General features: G+C 67.4%; 13 protein-coding genes. 2 read left to right on the forward strand and 11 right to left on the reverse strand.

The window, feature by feature from the left end:
* From A5624_RS02985 to A5624_RS03020, 8 genes are all read right to left on the reverse strand, one after another.
* A partial coding sequence (locus A5624_RS02985) for a DUF222 domain-containing protein (protein WP_156748765.1) occupies positions 1-366 on the reverse strand: 366 nt, incomplete at its 3' end.
* A gap of 82 nt (positions 367-448) precedes the next feature.
* Positions 449-1,567 (reverse strand): Xaa-Pro peptidase family protein, encoded by a 1,119-nt coding sequence (locus A5624_RS02990; protein ID WP_066861300.1) that lies wholly within the window; start codon positions 1,565-1,567, stop codon positions 449-451.
* Positions 1,557-2,792, reverse strand: a complete 1,236-nt coding sequence (locus A5624_RS02995; RefSeq protein ID WP_066861303.1) for a Xaa-Pro peptidase family protein — start codon at positions 2,790-2,792, stop codon at positions 1,557-1,559. The genes A5624_RS02990 and A5624_RS02995 overlap by 11 nt, the downstream gene beginning before the upstream one ends.
* Positions 2,789-3,961, reverse strand: a complete 1,173-nt coding sequence (locus A5624_RS03000) for an amidohydrolase family protein (protein ID WP_066861447.1) — start codon at positions 3,959-3,961, stop codon at positions 2,789-2,791. Before A5624_RS03000 ends, A5624_RS02995 begins: the two co-directional genes overlap by 4 nt.
* Before the next feature lie 23 nt (positions 3,962-3,984).
* Positions 3,985-7,506 carry a carboxylic acid reductase gene (gene car / locus A5624_RS03005; RefSeq protein ID WP_066861306.1) on the reverse strand — a complete coding sequence of 1,174 codons (3,522 nt, stop codon included), beginning with the start codon at positions 7,504-7,506 and terminating at the stop codon, positions 3,985-3,987.
* Between the two features lie 19 nt (positions 7,507-7,525).
* Complete coding sequence (locus tag A5624_RS03010) at positions 7,526-8,473, reverse strand: SDR family oxidoreductase (RefSeq protein ID WP_066861311.1); 948 nt, start codon at positions 8,471-8,473, stop codon at positions 7,526-7,528.
* Positions 8,467-9,690, reverse strand: a complete 1,224-nt coding sequence (locus tag A5624_RS03015) for a cytochrome P450 (protein ID WP_066861314.1) — start codon at positions 9,688-9,690, stop codon at positions 8,467-8,469. Before A5624_RS03015 ends, A5624_RS03010 begins: the two co-directional genes overlap by 7 nt.
* The gene (locus A5624_RS03020; RefSeq protein ID WP_066861317.1) at positions 9,687-10,409 is read right to left on the reverse strand and encodes a TetR/AcrR family transcriptional regulator; all 723 of its coding nucleotides are present in this window, start codon (positions 10,407-10,409) and stop codon (positions 9,687-9,689) included. The genes A5624_RS03015 and A5624_RS03020 overlap by 4 nt, the downstream gene beginning before the upstream one ends.
* Before the next feature lie 136 nt (positions 10,410-10,545).
* Here A5624_RS03020 and A5624_RS03025 point away from each other — a divergent pair, with 136 nt between their 5' ends.
* Positions 10,546-11,022 (forward strand): nitroreductase family deazaflavin-dependent oxidoreductase, encoded by a 477-nt coding sequence (locus tag A5624_RS03025; RefSeq protein WP_066861320.1) that lies wholly within the window; start codon positions 10,546-10,548, stop codon positions 11,020-11,022.
* 40 nt (positions 11,023-11,062) lie between these two features.
* On the opposite strand, the gene A5624_RS03030 is transcribed toward A5624_RS03025, so the two are convergent.
* The 3 genes from A5624_RS03030 to A5624_RS03040 form a co-directional block, all read right to left on the reverse strand.
* A complete protein-coding gene (locus A5624_RS03030) occupies positions 11,063-11,554 on the reverse strand; it encodes a DUF2231 domain-containing protein (protein WP_066861323.1) in 492 nt (163 codons plus the stop codon).
* Between the two features lie 27 nt (positions 11,555-11,581).
* Complete coding sequence (locus A5624_RS03035) at positions 11,582-12,208, reverse strand: hypothetical protein (RefSeq protein WP_066861326.1); 627 nt, start codon at positions 12,206-12,208, stop codon at positions 11,582-11,584.
* 113 nt (positions 12,209-12,321) lie between these two features.
* On the reverse strand, positions 12,322-13,134 hold the full coding sequence (locus tag A5624_RS03040; protein WP_066861329.1) for a SigB/SigF/SigG family RNA polymerase sigma factor: 813 nt from the start codon (positions 13,132-13,134) through the stop codon (positions 12,322-12,324).
* Between the two features lie 849 nt (positions 13,135-13,983).
* On the opposite strand from A5624_RS03040, the gene A5624_RS03045 reads away from it, so the two are divergent.
* A complete protein-coding gene (locus tag A5624_RS03045) occupies positions 13,984-14,904 on the forward strand; it encodes an SDR family NAD(P)-dependent oxidoreductase (RefSeq protein ID WP_066861332.1) in 921 nt (306 codons plus the stop codon).
* Positions 14,905-14,927 lie beyond the last annotated feature (23 nt).

Consider the following 14,927-nt stretch of genomic DNA (forward strand, 5'->3'; position numbering starts at 1 on the left):
GCCCCGGCGTTGTCCGGCGGCGGTGGCGGGCAGCATCGGGCCCAGCGGTTCGCCGGTCAGGCCGTGGCGCGGGCCCAAATCGCGTGCCTCGTTGAGGCGGCGGGCGGCTTCGGCACGGCTGATCAGCGTCGCCTCGGCGATGGCGTGGACCACCGTGGCGCCGAGTTCGACCGAGGGTGCTTGACGGGCCAGGGAATTGATCACGGGGTGCTCGACGGCCGGGATGCGCCGGCGCTGCTTCTCGCAGTGCGCCAACACCGCCAACTGCTGCCGGGGCTTCAGCGCGTCGACGTTCAGCGCGCACACCCGATCCCAGGCGGCATCGAGCGCATCGAACGCCGCCTCGACATCCTGCTCATCACTCACACCGCCAAACTAGCGATGCCCACCGACAAAACGTCCCGCTTTGTGACCACTGAAACCAAAGTGGCACAAGTTATTTCAGCCGCTAACCCCACGATCGACTGGTGGTCAGTACATCGACACCATTAACGGTGATGTGCACGGTGTCCCGGCGGTACACCGCGCCGAGGCCCTCTCGCCACACATATCCGGTGATCGCCAACACCATCCCCGCCTCGAGCACGTCGTGTTCGCCCGCGGCCAGCAGCGTTTCGGACACCACGGGCGGATCGAACCCCAACCCCAGCCCGTGCGCGACCGGCATCGGCGGCACCGGCTCACCGGCCGTCGCGTAGGCGGCGAGCAGGTCGCGGGTGGACGCGCCGGGGCGGCATGCGGCAACCATCTTGTCGTACAACACATGCGAGCGCTCGAAGAGCGTGCGGACCTCGTCGGTGACGGTATCGCCGGCCGGCCGGGTCCGCCCCACCTCGGCGACATAGCCGTTCGCCAGTGCGCCCGCGGCGAACGCGACGAGGTCACCCGGCCGGACCTCGGACGCGGCGGCGCGACGCCACGGTTGTTCGCGCGACGTCACCCACGCGGCGTCCTGGGTCGCCGGCGTGCTCACCCCGCCCGCGGCCATCGCCTCCATCATCACCCCAGCCAGCGTCCGCTCCGACACGCCCGGCGCCAATTCGCTGAGCGCGGTTGCCAGTCCGTGTTCGGCGACCCGGACGGCCTGGCCCATCGCCGCGATTTCGTCCGGCGTCTTGATGCGTCGCGCCGCCCGCATGGCGGGCTCCGCGTCGACCAGCTCGGCATTGGGGAACGCCTCGGGCAGCAACGCCGCGAAAGTCGGTGTGATCGCATCGGTTCCGACCCGCCGTGCCGCGTCGGCGCCCTCGATCTTCTTCAGGACGTCGATGAGGGTCAGTGGGTTCCAGGCCAGCCCGTAGAGGTGGTCGTGGCCGATCTCCTCCGGCACACCCTCGTCGTCGGTGCTGTTGAGATAGATGTCTCCGGTGTCGCGCACCAGCACACACATCGGGCCGAACGGGCGGGTGCCGGCAATCCATAGCTGCGGGGCGCCGGTGACGTAGCGGATATTGGCCTGCCGGCCCAGTACCAGGATGTCGAGGTCGTGCTCCGCCATCTGGGCCAGCGCCCGTTCCCTTCGGCCCGAACGCAATTCGCGCGCGTCGGGCAGGACTTCAGTCGCCATACGGGGTGTAGGGGTAGTCGGTGATCGGCGCGTAGCCGTCTTCGGTGATCACCACGATCTCCTCACTGCGGTAGCCTCCGGTGCCGTCCTCCCACATCACCGGCTCCAGAACCAGCACCATGCCGGGCGGAAAGACGAAGTTGTCGTCGAACTCCGCGCCGAGATCCGTTCCGATCATCGGCGCCTCCGCGGGGTAGGTGCCGATGCCGTGACCCAGATAGAAATGCGGCAGCCATGGTTTGCGGCCACCGTTGGCCGTGATCGCGGCGCGCGCCAAATCCCCCGAAGTCACACCGGCTTTGGTCACGGCGAGCACGGCGTCCAGGACCGTGCGCCACTGCCGGAACTGACCTTGCTGCCGCGGCGTGGGCCGGTCGCCGACGATCCAGGTGCGGCCGAAGTCCGAACAGTATCCGTGGTAGGTGATGCTGATGTCGGTCCACAGCACGTCGCCGGCGGACAGCTCCCGGTCGGTGGGCAGCAGGGGCAGCGCCAGATCGCCGTGCGTCGTCCACACGCCGGCTTCCCGCGAACTCGGCATCACCTGCCAGATCGCCTCGAGCATGTTGGTGGTGGCACCGAGTTCGAACGCCCGCCGCACGAAGGTGGCCGAGAGATCGATCTGTCGTACGCCCGGCTTCAGCGCCTCCTGCACGTCGACGATCGCCTGTTCGGTGATGCGGGCGGCCCTGCGAAGACAGGACAGCTCGTCGCGGGTCTTGACCAGTTGCGCCGCCCCGAGCACGATCGCCGCGTCGGTCGGCGGGCCACCCGGGAACAGCGTGGACGTCGAGCGGCGCATGGCGCCGGTGAGTTCGTCGACGGCCACGCTGGCGCCCGGCGGAATGAGATCGGACAGTTTCCGAGCGAAATCCTCGACGCCGGAGTCGAACTCGAGGTAGGCGGGGCCGTGCAGGTGGTCGTCTGGCACGGGGTACTCCGCGGACGCCCCGCTGCGCAACGGCATGAACAGGTGTGGATGCACGTCGTCGGCGAGCACGACGGCGACCGGACGCTCGACGTGGGACAGGCCGGCGTCCAACAGCGGCCAACTCACCCCGGTCGCGTATCCGACGTAGCCGTTCATCAGCAGGATCAGCGCGTCGACGCCGTGCTCGGACATGGCGGACCGCAGCCGCGCTCCTGTCTCGATGCGCATGCGGGCCCAGTCGGGTTCGTCGGGTATATCGAGCGCCGAGGTGCGGGCGGCCACCGAGTTCGTCATGCCGAGATCCCCAGAAAATTCCTGATGTTGCCGCCGACCACCCGAACGGCGTCATGCGCACCGACGGCGTCGACCACGGCGGCCAGGGACCGCTCCGAATAGCCGAAAGTGCTTTCGTTGTGCGGATAATCGGATGACCACATCACCTTGTCGATCCCGATCTCCTCGATCTGCCGCAGCCCCAGCGGATCGACCATGAACGAGGCGCACATGTGCTCATCCCAGTAATGGCGGACCTCCCGCTCGGGTTGGTGCGCCAGCATGTGCCGGTAGGAGGCCAGCACATGCTCGGCGTCCTGCAGGGCCGTCGGCACCCACGCGATGCCGCCCTCGAACCAGCCGATCCGCAGCTGCGGATGCCGGTCCAGGATGCCGCCGAAGATATACTTGGAGAACATCTCCCGGAATGAGTCGATGTTGACCATCATGGCCACCGCGACGCTGTTGACCTCGCTGGGAAACTTGGGCTGGCTCTCGCCGATGTGGTGCGTGACGGGCAGCCCGGCCTCCTCGATCTCATCCCAGACCGCACTCATCGCCGCGCTCGAATAGTCGATGGGCTGGCCGTTGGCATCGTTGCCGGGGCTGATCGGCATCAGAAACGTGGTGAGCCCCAACGACTTCAACTCGGCCAAGGTGCGGCGCGCGCCGGCCGGATCCCACCAGTTGATCAGTCCGACGCCGTAGCACCGCCCGCGGGAGCGTTCCTGAACGCCAGCGATGTGCTCGTTGTAGACGCGAAAGATCCGCTCGCGGATCTGGTGGTCAGGGTGGTGGAACAGCGCGAGCACCGCGTTGGGGAAGGCCAGTTCCCTGTCGACGCCGTCCTCGGCGAGCTCGCGAACCCGGGCTTCGACGTTGTTCGTGGCCGCCCCGGCCAGATCGTCGTATTGCATGAGCACCGCGCTGAAATCGCCGACCACCATGGATTGCCCGGGCGACCCGAGCAGATACGCGCCGTCCTCATACCAGATCCGCGGGGCCTGCTCCTTGAGCTCGTCGGGAAAGCCTTGGTAGAAGATGTCATCGGCCACCGAGACGTGATTGTCGGCGGAGAACACCTCGGTGCCGGGTGGCAGGCCGGTGCTGAACTCCGCGGCGTGACCGCGGCGATCCTTGGGCGCGCCGATCACGCCTTCGGGGTAAAGCGTTTGGGCTGGGCTGGACATCATCGTCCCTTCGTTGCGATCACCTACGTTTTGAACCGGGGGGAGAGCACACCGATCCGTTCCAGGTCTTCGAGGTACTTCTCGATCAACTGCTGCGAGACATGCGGGATGGTGCGACCCGAATGTTCGACGGCCGCCCGGAATCGCGCCCCGGGCACCGGCGACCCGGCTATCGCGGTCATGGGTTCACGGTAGACGTCCAGCACGCCGAGGACGGACTGTGCGCGCTGGCGTTCGGGTAGCGCGCGCATTGCCGTCTCGAACCGCGCCAGCCAGGCCGGATAGTCGTCGATCTTCTCGACCGGATAGCCCGCCGCGACGATCCAGTCGACGAAGGTGTCCAGCGAGATTCCGTCGTCGTGCGGATTTGTCGTGTTGTAGGTGTCGAAGCTGATGCCGTGCCGTGGCCCGATCGAGGCGATCGCGTCCGCCAGGAAGTCCACCGGCAGACCCTCGTAGTGTGGGCGGGCGCCGTCCGGATCGTTAGCGCCCCGGTAGAACGAGCGCGGAGCGACGCCGGTGGCGACCAGGCTGAACAGCAGCCGGGTGAAGATGTCAGGCACGTTGATCTGTCCCGCGTGCCGGCTGTCGGCCAGGATCATGCCGGGCCGGAACACCGCAATCGGTAACCCGCACACGTCGTGTGCCTCGCGCATCAGGACCTCGCCGGCCCATTTGCTGATCCCGTAACCGTTGGCGTAGTCGTCGCCGATTGTGCAGCTGGGCACCGAGCGGCGGATGTCGGTGTCCTCGTCGACGAGTTGATGGGCGACGGCGCTGACCCCCAGGGTGGAGACGTAGTGAATCGGCTTGAGCCTGGCCGTGATTGCCAGCCGGATGATTTCGGCGGTGCCCACGACATTGGGCGTGAAAAGTTGGCGATAGGGCAGCACGTGGTTGACGTGCGCCGCCGGGTGCACGACGAGGTCGACGGTGTCGGCCAGGCGCCGCCACGTCGCCTCATCCAGCCCGAACCGTGGCTTGCCGATGTCACCCGGGACGACTTCGAGATGATCGGCGGCGAGGGACCGGAAGCGTTCCAGCAGCGTGGGATCCGAGCCCAGCGCCGCCTCGATTCGCTGACGGGCCTGCACGGCATCGGCACCCCGGGTGAGGCAGATCAGGTTGCCGTCCTTGCCCGCAACCCCCTCGAGCCATTCCATGGCGAGGAAACGGCCGAGGAAACCGGTTGCGCCGGTGAGGAGAACGGTGCGCACCTCGGCTGTCGGCGGTGGGAGCAGCGTCGCGGACTTCAAAATGTCGTCGTCGAGGAACTTGTTCAAGGTCAGGTCTTCGGCGTGGACCTCGACGCCGTCGGTGCCGTGGACCGACGCGAAGCTCAGTACGTCGGAGTCCCGATGCCGGTCGATGTGGTCGGCGATGGTGAGCAGGTCACCGGTCGGGTCGATCACCACGCCGACCGGAACGTCGACGCCGTAGATGTCGGTAAGCAGGGTCGAAAAGGTCAGCGCCGAAAGGGAATCACCGCCCAGGTCAATGACTCGCGCCTCCGGGGACACATCGGCCGCGGGCACGCCGAGGGTGGCCTGCACCGCCTTGGTGACGGTGGCCAGCACCGGCTGATCGGCGCCGCCGGTGCGCAGGGCGCGAAGCTGCCCGAGCTGGTCGTCGGCCATGTCGGCGTAGAGCTGTTCGAGCCGCTCACCGTAGCGCTCTCTGAGCTTGGGTCGTAGGAACTTTCCGACGCCGGACAGCAAGCCGTTGGCCAGACTGAACGGTTCGGTTTCGATCAGGAATTCGCGGGGGATCTCGTAGCCGTTGAGGTGGTTGTCGCGTGCGATCTGCCGCAGCGACCGGGCGATCGCCGACGCGTCGGCGCCGCCTTCGGCCGGCACGATCACGGCCAGCAGGAAGGAGCGGGCGCTGTTGCCGTAGATGTAGATCTGATGGATCAGGGCGCTGGTCGAATACAGCGCCTCCAGGCGAGAGACCGCCACGAACTCACCCTGGGCGAGCTTGATCACGTTGTTGCGGCGGTCGACGTAGCGCAACTGGTCCGGGCCGACCTCGGCCATGATGTCACCGGTCTTGTAGTAACCGTCCTCGTCGAACATCGTGGCGGTCAGGTCGGGCCGGTTGTAGTAGCCGGCCATGAAGCGAGCCGACTTTACCGCCAATTCGCCTCGCGGATAAGGCTTGTCGGTGGTGAAATAGCCGAGTTCGGGTACGTCGAGCAGTTTGTAGTCGATGACCGGGGGCCGCAGCACGTGCTCGTCGGCCACGATCATCCCGCCGGCGATCTCGGTGGACGAATAGCCGATCAGCAGGTGCTGATCGAGCACCTCCTCCATGAACTCCTTGATCTCCGGCGACAACGCGGCCGAGCCGCAACCCACCGCCAGCACGCGACCACCTAGGATCTCCTCGCGGATCGCCGTGGTGATCTGCGCCCCGGCGGTATCGGAGTCGGCACCGGCCATGACGTGGCGGTCCAGCTCGCGCTGGTAGTGGTGAAAGAACATCTCACAGACCCGTGGCACCAGGCTCATGGAGGTGGGCCGCACCAGTGCCAGGTCCTCGAACAGGGTCGAGAGGTCGCTCTTGGCGGCGAAATAGCTGGTGCCCCCGTTGGCGAGGGTCAGGATTACATATCCGTAACCGATCAAGTGACTCATCGGCATGTAGCTCAGCGTGATGACGGGCTGGTCGGATTGCGCCAACCAGGTCCCTATACAAAGGCTTTCGGTGAACATCGCGCCCTTGGGCGTGCCGGTGCTGCCCGACGTGTAGAAGACCCAGGCCAACGGGTCTTCGCCCGCCGCGGCGACGTGCAGGGGCGCGGGTGGCAGGACCGCGCCGTGGGTGGCGACGGCATCGATCGTCTCGATGGTCAGCGCACTGCCCGCCTCGGACAGCCGCGCGACCGCGGCCTCGAAGGCGGCGCGCTGGTCATCGTCACGCAGCTCGTAGTCGAACACGATCAAGCGATCGGGCGCGGTGCCCGCCAAGGCCGCCTCGACGGCGGTCGCGAGGTTGTCGAGGCCCACGGCCAGAACGCGCGGCCGGGTCTCGGCGAGGATCGGCGCGTGCTGGGCGGCGGGTGCGCTGGTCTGCAAGGGCACCACCACGGCGCCGAGGTGGATGCAGGCGCATTCGATGGCCGTGTAGTCGATGCTGGCGAACCCCAGCACGCAGACGAAGTCCCCGGCGCGAACCGGGAACCGTCGGTGGTGATGCCAATCGGCGGCCGTGGCCTGCACCCGCGCCCACAGATCGGCATAGGTGATCGTCTCGAAGCGCGGCAGGAAGTTCAGCGCCGAACGGCCCGTTTGCGGATCGGTGACGACCTCGCGGGCGCGCTGCGCGAGCGCCGGCCGCCCGGCGTAGCCCTGCAGGACGGTGGCCATCACCTCGGCGATCCGCAGCCCCGGAGCGCGTGCGGCCGCGGCGATTTCGTCGTCGGGCTTGGTATTGCGGAACTGTTCGTCGTCGGCGTACAACCGCTCACGCCTGCGCGCCAGGCGTTCCCACTGGTCCTGCTGCGCACCCGGATCTTTGACGTCACTGCGACCAACGAACGCCATCTATCACCACTTTCTGAGGTCAATCCGGATAGCTGAAACCGGTGAGCCGTTCGGAGAGCCCCCACAGCTCGCGCAGGTCGGCCTCGCTGCGCGCCAGCCGGGGGACATTCGCGAAAGTGACACCGCCCCGGACCGTTTCGTAGAAGCCACGCGGCCCGTAGTATGTGGCGCCCTGCGCATCCGGGGACACCGCGGCGTACAGCGTCGGCTTGATGCCCTCGTCGATGTCGAGCCACATGAACGGCAGCAGCCGCCACGTCAGCTGCGTCAACCGGGCCTGCAAGGTCGGTGTGGTGCGACCGTACGACGCGCCGCTGAGCAGGTTCGTCTTGGTCAGACCCGGGTGCGCGGCGTTGGACATCAATCCCCACCCCCCGCATCGACTGCGCCGATCCAATTCGACGGCGAACATCAATTGCGCCAGCTTGGCGACCCCGTACGAACGCATGGGTTTATAGCCGCGTTGCGCGTTGACGTCGCCGAAGTCGAGATTGCCCTGGGTCGCGGCGAGGCTGCTGACCGTCACCACCCGCGCGGACTCCGCCGCCCGCAGCAAGCCCAGCAACCGTCCGGTCAGCGCGAAATGCCCCAAATGATTTGTGCCGAACTGCAATTCGAATCCGTCACGGGTCTGCTGCCGGCGCGGCGGCGTCATGACGCCGGCATTGTTGATCAGGATGTCGATCGGGCGGCCTTCCGCGGTCAGCTCTTCGGCCAGCCCGGCCACGCTCGGTAGCGACGACAGGTCGAGTTGCCTGATGGTGAGCTTGGCCTGCGGCACCTCCCGGCGGATGTCGGCGACCGCCCGCTCGCCCTTGGCCCCGTCGCGGACGGCCAGCACCACCTCGGCACCCGCGGCGGACAGCCGCTTCGCCAGGCCGAACCCCAGACCGCTGTTGGCCCCCGTCACGACGGCGAATCTGCCCCGCAGGTCGGGAACGTCCAGCGCGAGATCGGGTTTCACCATGTCACGGGCAACTCGTAGAGACCGTAGGCCAGCGCGTCGTGTTTGAACGGAAGCTCATCCAGTGGCACGGCGAGCCGCAGGGTCGGGACGCGGCGCAGCAGGGTGGGCAGGACGATCTGCAACTCCATGCGCGCCAGCTGCTGACCCACGCACTGGTGGCGTCCGTAGCCGAACCCGACGTGCGGCCCGTCCTCGCGCAGCAGGTCCAGCCGGTCGGGATTGGGGAACTGGCGCTCATCCCAGTTCGCGGGGGCGACGTCGAGGATGATGCCGTCACCGGCGCGGATGGTTTCGCCGCCGATCTCGATGTCCTCGACGGCAATTCGGCGCTGCCCGGTCTGGATGATGCTCAGGTAGCGCATCAGCTCTTCGACCGCGGTGGCGATGACCTTGGGATCGTCGGTGTCGTGCAACAGCGCTCGTTGATCCGGGTGTTCGAGCAACGCCGCGATGCTCAGGCTGATCATGTTCGCCGTGGTCTCGTGGCCCGCGATCAGCACGCCGGTGGCCAACTGCGCGGCCTCGCGCACGCTGATCTCGTCGGCGTTGACCCGCTCGGCCAGGTCGGATACCAGATCCTCTGACGGGTCTTGCATTTTCGCCCGCACCAAATTGGCCAGATACTTGGCCAACGAGGCAGCACCCTGGGCGGTGTCCTCCTCGGTCGCGTAGCGGCCCATGCCCCGCTGGGCCTGAGCCTGGAAGAATTCCGCGTCCTCATAGGGCACGCCCAGCAGTTCGCTGATGACCAGCGAGGGGACCGGCAGCGACAGGGTGCTGACGATGTCACCGGGCTTCGGGCCGGCGAGCAGGGCATCGATGTGGTCGTCGGTGATCTTCTGGACCGCCGGCCGCAGCGCCTCAACCCGCTTGAACGTGAACGGTTTAGACAGCATCCGGCGGAACCGGGTGTGTTCTTCGGCGTCGGAGGTGAACACCGAGCGGGGGCGCTTGTGCACCGTGGCCAGCATGCCTTCGTTCCAGTGCGGATAGCCGGGCAACCGGTCGTCGACGCTGGTGCGCGAATCGGTGAACAGCGCGCGTATCGCGTCGTAGCCGTGGATGAGCCAGGGGGTGCTGCCATCCCAGATCCGCACCCTGCTCAGCTGCTTGTCGGCGTTGAGCGCCAACACCTTCGGGGGTGGGGCGAACGGGCAGCCGGGGGCCCGCGTCATCGGGAACTCCGGGAGATCGGTGGCGGTGGATCCTGCGGTCATCGTGCTCCTCTGTTGTCGGCCTGCGCGGTGGTGTGTCCCGGCTGGCCGCCGGCCGCACCCACATGGACGGGCGCGCGCCAGAGGCCGACGATCGCGTCGATCAGCCCTTCGCCGGCCACCGGCCACGCCGACCGCGACCGCGGTCCGTGTTCGGCCAGTGCGCCCTCGTGTTCGGCGCAGGTGTGCATGAGTAGGTTGCGCACCATCACCATCCGTTCGGCACGCACTCGCTTGGGTAGCTCCGGCAGGCAGCGGTTGATGCCGTCGAGCGTGCGGACCAGCAGCGGTGACGCCAGGGCGTCCTTGGTGACCACATGCCGGTATGTCGGGTCGGCCATCGCCTGCGCGGCGAACCGGGCGTACCAGGTCGGGGTGCCCAGCGCGGACAGATGATCGGTCAACGGGCGAACCAGCGCGCCGACCCAGTCCCGCAGCTCGCTCGATTCGCCGATGGCGCCCAGCATCTGGGCGCGCAGTTCCTCGATCGGCTCGCGGTGCTTGCTCTCGATCGCGCGGAGCAGGTCGACCCGGGTGCCGAAGTGGTAGCACGCCGCGGCGTTGTTGCCCTGCCCGGCCGCCTCGCTGATCTGCCGATTGGACACGGCGTACATCCCGCGTTCGGCGAACAGCACTTCGGCGGCCGACAAGATCGCCTCGCGAGTGCTTGTCGACCTATCGGAGCGGGCGACCCGCTCGGCGGTCATCGCCTCAGTGAACACGCCGCGCCGGATTAAATCAAGCAATTTATTTATCCGGCGGCGATCGGTCGCGAGCCGTCGCCGAAACCCCGGTTCGTCAGCGGTATTTCATCGACGCGTCGCCCTAGTCCGGCACCGGGGGCCATACAGTCGTCGCATGAATCCGCTGCAGCGGTGGGCCCGCAACCCGACGGTCTACCGCGTGCTGATCCTGAACGGTCACCGGCTCGTGGAGTGGCTCGAAGCCGCGCTGCGTTTCCTGACCAACGGACGCCTCGGCGTTTTGGATGTGGCCGGCCTGCCCAACGTGCGGATCACCGTCTCTGGTCGCAAAACCGGCCTCGCCCGCAGCGCCACCGTGCAATACGTCCCCCTCGATGGGGCCCTGTTGCTGATCGGAGCAAACTGGGGGCACGCACGCCACCCATCCTGGTCCGCGAATCTCAAAGCGGCGCAACGTGTCACCATGCGCCGGCGTGGGCACCGTTGCGTGGCGGCGGTGCGCCTGCTCGATGGCGCGGAACGCGAAGAAGCGTGGGACAAGGCGCTGGCGTCCTGGCCGAATTATCGCCTCGCCCAGGAACGCGCCGGCCGGCGCCGATTCCGGTTGTTTCTACTCACGCCCGCCGGTTGAATCGCGATCGGCCGTCCTGCTTTTGGCCGACAGGGGGCCCTCAGCCCGCGTGGCTCTTGGTCAGGCGCGCGATCTCGGTGCCCCAGACGGATTGAGCACCAGCGTCGCCCACCCGGTAGATCTGGACCATCGACGAGATCCCCACCGCCAGCGCGACTATCGCGACGAGTGTCCGGGTGGCGGCGCGGCCCTTGTCGGATCGGCGTTCGATCACCCGCACGACGACGAGCACGACCGCGGTCGCCAGCAACGCGCCGGCGAAATAGGCCATCAGGCTGCCCCGCTCGGCGTGCTCGCGCAAGATCGGGCTGGGGTTCGCCCTCAGGTCGTAGAGCCATCCGCCGGCGTTGATGGTGATGGGCGTCAACACCATGGTGACCACGGCAAGGATCAGCGTCAGCCACAGCAGCTGTCCGCGCCGGGCCGCCGGCCATAACCCGCAGACGATCACCAGCAGGGCGGTCAGCGGCACCAGCACCAGGACGAAGTGCAGCCATAGGGCGTGAGCCGGCATGCCGTTGATGACGTTCATGGCGTCCCTCGCGGTTTGAAGCGGCGCCTAGCCGCCGAGCCCCTTCTTGATGGCCGCGTCCTGCTTCTGGCCGACGTCGTTGACGAAGTCCGGGGGTGCCAGCGTGTCGGTCGGCCCGTCGAACTCCAGCGTCGCGAGCGCCTTGCCCTCGGTGAAGAGCAGGATCACCACGCCCTTGCTGCGGTCGGGGGTGTTGCCCATCAGCATCGTTCCACCGCTGCCGATGTTGGACGGCTGCGTGGTGGGATCTTTGATCGCCCCGCCCTGTTGACCCTTGGCGGTGTTCAGCGCGTTGGTGGCGGCGTCGGGGTCGTCGTACACGTTGATGGTGACCTTGATGGCGTGGCTGCCGTCGTCGTCTTTGAAGGTGGTCGCCACGCCCGGCTGGCCGTTGGGATTGTCGGTCGGGGGAGCGGCGGTGAAGGGGACCGGGGCGTTGATGTCACTGGCCTGGATCAGCAGCTTGGTGTACTCGTTGGGCTGCGCCGGCGCCGGTGACGCCGGCGCCGAGCTGCTGGGTGCGGAGGTTGCCGAGGTGGCCGATCCCGACTTCGACGGCGACGGCTGCGGTTTGTTGTTGCCGCAGCCGGCGACCGACACCGCAAGTGCCGTCGTCGCTGCGACACCCGCGAGCACCGTTCGTGACATCCTCATCGCATCGAGCTCCTTCCAGGTTTTCCTGGCGACACCGTCGGGTGATCTTTCGAATCGCACAGTACATTGCTGCGCGGCGGCGGATGCCGCGCAGCGCCCTGGGGAGCCGAGCGCTACTCGAGCTGATCGCGCAGGCAGCTCAGCGTGTTGGCCAGGATGCGGGACACCTGCATCTGGGACACGCCGATGCGCTCGGCGATCTGGCTCTGGGTCATGGATTCGAAGAACCGCATGCGCAACACCTCGCGTTCGCGCTCGGGGAGGGTGGCAACCAACACCCGCAGCGCTTCCCGGTTGGTGATGTGCTCGATCTGCGGATCGATGTCGCCGACCGAGTCGGCCACCGAGCGAGGAGTTCCCGAACTGTCGGCGCCGAGGGGCGCGTCGAGGGAGTCGAGCCGGTAGGCGTCGCCGGCGACGAGGCATTCCACGATCTCCTCGCGCGGAACCTCGAGCACCTGCGAAAGCTCACCCGCGGTGGGCGCACGGCCGAGTTGTTGCGACAAATCGGCAGTCGTCCTGCTGATCTGCACGTGCAACTCGCGCAGCCGCCGCGGGACGCGCATTCCCCAGCTGTAGTCGCGGAAGTAACGCCTGACCTCGCCCATCATCGTGGGGACCGCGAAGCCGATGAAGCTCGGACCCTTCGCGGGGTCGAACCGGTTGACGGCGTTCATCAGGCCCAGCCGAGCAACCTGAATGAGATCGTCGAGGCCCTCGCCCCGGCGGGCGAAGTGGCTGGCCACGTGGTCGGCCAGCGGCAGGCACCGGGACACGATGCGTTCGCGCTGATGGGCGTATTCGTACGATTCGGCCGGCAACTCCTGCAGTACCAGGAACATTTCGACGACATCGTCGTAGGAATCATCGGATTTGGTGGTCCGCGTGGTCGGGGCCGGACGGGTTGCAGAAATTACGTTGGTCATCGGCTGGCGCACCCCACGTTCACTCGAAGAATCGGGTAAACGGTTGCGCGAAAACAAGTTTGCATCGCTGACTCCTAGAGTCGTCCGCGGTGAAGGTTTGCAGCTATGCGCACTTCTCGCCCCCACAGCATCTCGATCCGCAGGACGGTCGGTGGGCCAACGCGCGACACGAAGCGAAAGGTGACTCGGGCTGATTCGCCGGAGCCATACCAAGCTCAGTAGCCATGCGGCTGACTGGACCGCTTTTAGCTAAACGGCGACACGTCCACAACGGACTTCATTGGAGACTATACGCCCCCTTGCACCATCCGGCGATCGCTCGGGGCGACGGATTCAGATAATTTCTGAACAGTTTCCACGGTGTAGCAGCGGGGGGTCGGCAACCCGCGGTTGCAGGGCTTCGACGCCCTCCCGAGCGCTGGCGCACGTCCCCCAGCTGCGGTGTTATCGAGGTGCTGCGGCCCGCGGGGAAGCGCCCGGCAAACTGATTCGGGCCGATTCGGGGCCACTTCTACCTGAGGTGATTGCTTTACCTTCCACGCCCGGTGGACGGTACGCGGCTTTGCCCGGCGGGGCAGCGGGGCCGCACCCGGCGCCGCCGGGGGTGCGTTTGTGCAGCGCGATGGCGGCGACGAGGTGCCGAACCTGCCCGTGTTGGCGGGTTGCCGGCGGCGTGCAGCGCCGCGTGCGAGGTAAACGTGGGTTTGCGTTCTCATTTCTGAGTCGGCTGGGTACTGTTCGCCTAATGTTCGTGACCACCGTCGAGCGCGTGCCCATCAGCCGGCCGCGAGAGCAATTCGCGGGCAACGCTTTACGGTGCGCACCGGTTGGCGCACACCGGAGCTTGCGATGAGCCGAATCGGTCCCGAGGGCCCGCTGTCGGGGCAAGGTGTGGTGGTTTCGGGCGGTAGTCGCGGTATCGGCCGCGCGGTCGCCGAGCTGCTGGGCAGCCTCGGTGCCGGCGTCGTCGTCAACGGGCGCGACGAACAGGCCGTGCACGAAACGGTCGCGGCGATCACGGCGGCCGGCGGGCGGGCCCACGCGGTGGTGGGAGCCGCGGACGACGAGCGCGTCGCCCGTCGGCTCGTCGACGCATGCGTGAGCACGTTCGGGCGGTTGGACACGCTGATCAATTGCGCCGGGATCGCCGAACCGCCCGGTTCGTCGATCCTGACCGTCTCCCCGGCCGAGTTCGACCGTCTGATCAGCGGTCACCTCGGCACGGTGTTCCACACCTGCCGGGTGGCCGCTCCGGTGCTCGCCGCCCAGGGGCACGGCGCCATCGTCAACACCAGCTCGGTGGCGTTCCTGGGTGACTACGGCGGCACCGGATATCCGGCGGGCAAGGGCGCCGTCAACGGCCTGACGATGGCGATCGCCGCCGAACTGAAGCCCTACGGCGTGCGGGCCAACGTGGTGTGCCCCGGGGCCAGGACCCGGCTGTCTACCGGCGCCGACTACGAGAAGCACATCGAAGACCTGCACCGCCGGGGGCTGCTCGACGAGATGACCATGCGGGCCTCGCTCGACAGCGCTCCGCCCGAGTTCGTCGCACCGGTCTACGCGTATCTGGCCGGTGACCTCTCGCGCGACGTGACGGGTCAAATCCTTGTTGCCGCAGGCGGTTTCGTGGGCAGTTTCGATCGCCAAACGCCGCGGCTGCTGGGCTACCGCGACCACCACCAAGCCGGGCCGTGGTCGGTGCAGGACGTGCACGAGATGGTCGGCGGCACGCGCGCCGAAGAACCGGCCGGAAAGTCGGCGACCTAGCCACGCCTGAGGCGTCCGCGCGC

The organism is Mycobacterium sp. 1482292.6 (assembly GCF_001672995.1).
In the GTDB taxonomy this organism is placed as follows: domain Bacteria; phylum Actinomycetota; class Actinomycetes; order Mycobacteriales; family Mycobacteriaceae; genus Mycobacterium; species Mycobacterium europaeum_A.